The organism is Wolbachia endosymbiont of Cylisticus convexus (assembly GCF_003344345.1).
The window spans coordinates 1-2,393 of sequence record NZ_QPIP01000228.1; the positions used below are offsets into that span (position 1 = coordinate 1).

1 protein-coding gene and 1 pseudogene are annotated in these 2,393 nt (G+C 33.8%); one reads left to right on the forward strand and one right to left on the reverse strand.

What is annotated here, in order from left to right; all coding sequences use genetic code 11:
- Window positions 1–558: pseudogene (locus Wcon_RS10805) on the reverse strand (helix-turn-helix domain-containing protein); the annotation flags it as partial.
- 300 nt (window positions 559–858) lie between these two features.
- On the opposite strand from Wcon_RS10805, the gene Wcon_RS10810 reads away from it, so the two are divergent.
- Window positions 859–1,878, forward strand: a complete 1,020-nt coding sequence (locus tag Wcon_RS10810; protein WP_114517104.1) for an IS110 family RNA-guided transposase — start codon at window positions 859–861, stop codon at window positions 1,876–1,878.
- Window positions 1,879–2,393: the final 515 nt, after the last annotated feature.

Here is a 2,393-nt window from a genome sequence, read left to right on the forward strand (position 1 = left end):
AATTGCAGTTTTGTCTGTATAAAGCTTTGCCATAGCAACCCTTGAATAGGTATCAATAAAAGTTTGCTGGTCCTATACCCTTCTACATAATAAGTGTCTTGAGAACCTAAGTAACCAGTGTTTCAATTTCACCATCTTTGTTCTTTCACTTTCTCTAAAGCTGCAAGTTGCTCTTCAGTTAAAATTATGCCATCTTGTGCAACCTTCGCTTCAAGAGCTTTAAGTCTTTTTTTGAACGTTTCAATATCGTTTCTTAGCCATACAACCACCTTCGGAAATCCCTTTTTCTCAGCTCATTTGCAGCTCTTTATTGTCCATATGCTGGAAATTCTGTTGCGATCTGCTCTTTCTATGTCTTCGGAAACTCTGTTTGCCATAAGTGATTTTTTCTTACTTATCTCATGCAGTGCTTCTTCTCCTCCATTTTCATATAATTCCTTGAATCGATAAAACGTATCTCTTGAGTAGCCCATACGCTTGAGATACATTTCCTAATTGTTTTGCTAGCTCTAATAACCCTAACTTTGGTTTTAGTATTTTTGCTTGTATTGTACTCATATCTAACACTCCTTTCTTTTATTATTTTATAACTTACTTTTCTAAAGTGTCAGATCAAGTCTTGTTTAATACATTTAATGTCTAAAATAATTTTTACCGCTTCTCTTCTTTCTTATGCTACTTTTCCTTAACTTGACGCGTATGGTTTATTTAACACTCCCCTTTAAGTGTGTGTAGCGTACATACTGTAATTGCTATTGAATGATGGAGAGACATACTCCATTATTTTAGCACGAAGTAACAAATTCAATGAATTAGTTCTTCAAGAATAATTTAAACTTTTACAGTAGGAGTAGTCTCATGAAACATTATAGCGGGTTAGATGTCTCACTCAAAGAAACTTTTATTAGTATCATTGATGAGAAAGGAAAAATTGTTAAAGAAGGGGTTGTTGCAAGTGAAAGCAGTGCAATAGCTGAGTTTCTGCTTGGTCAAAACAAAAAATACGAGTCCATAGGAATAGAAAGCGGGCAATTATCAATATCGATGTGCAAAGAGTTGAGGAATCTTGGATTACCAGTAACTTGTGTAGATGCAAGGCATATGGCAGCAGCATTATCTGCGAGAATCAATAAGAATGATAAAAATGATGCAAGAGGCATAGCACAAATGATGAGAGTTGGGCTATTTAAGGAGGTATTAGTAAAATCAGACGAAGCTTGTCAGGTTAAAATAATACTTGGAAGCAGAAGACAATTAATACGTTGCAGAGAGCAAATTGCGGGAACAATAAGGGGATTACTGAAAATATACGGGATAAAAGTTAATCAACGTCTTAGTTCTGCAAACTTTGCTTTAAAAGTGCAAGAAATGGTTAATAATCTAGATGAAATTAGCCAAACCTCAATTGAATCATTAGTACATAGTTTAGAAATAATAGAAGAATCAACAAGAAAACTTGATAAAATGCTCTCAGAACAAAGCAAAAAAGATGAGGATTGTAAATTATTAACTACTGTTCCAGGAGTTGGTATTATAGTAGCAATGACATATAAAGCTGCAATAGATGATCTGCATAGGTTTGAAACATCTTATACAGTTGGAGCCTATATGGGATTAAGTCCAAGACAGTACGCTTCTGGTGAGATTGATCGACACGGAAGTATATCAAAAATGGGACCAGTGGACTGTAGGAATATGTTATATGAAGCCGCGCAGGTCTTACTGGTAAAATGTAAAAGGACATTTAAATTAAGAAGCTGGGGATTGAAGCTTAAAAAGAAAAAGGGCATGAAAAAAGCAATTGTTGCAGTAGCAAGAAAATTAGCCGTGATTATGCACAAGATGCTAATCGATAGAAAAGAGTTTTGCTATCAATAAACACTAAAGAAGTATAAAACAATAATTTTACTGAAAGTAAAGATAGCAATGCCGATGGAAGGGATAAGCAAGAGGATAAGTTGAAGCATAGACTTCGTGGCGTACATGTTGCCGTCCACTTCCGCCTACAAGTATAGTGCGGCTTGGCTACAATATAAATTAGCCATATTAGACCGCGGAGAGAACAATGGAAGCATGCTACTTTTAACTTATGTAAAATCATTAAGACTATAGAGGAAAAGAATGATACCTTAGTTTTTATAAGCTTAATGAATATGTGGATAAATACTTTAAGTTTGTGTGGACGTATTTATCCACATATTCATTGGCTACATAGTTTAAAAGAGATTAATTGGAAATTAGTGTTGATGTTTTTATTGCCAATAAAACCTCTTTTGATTGAATAAGATAATACAATAATAAATAAAAGGTTGTATTAGAGCTGAATTTTACATCAAAAAATATTTTTCATGATACAAAAAATTATTGTTGACTTTTATGCAATTAGAGAACTT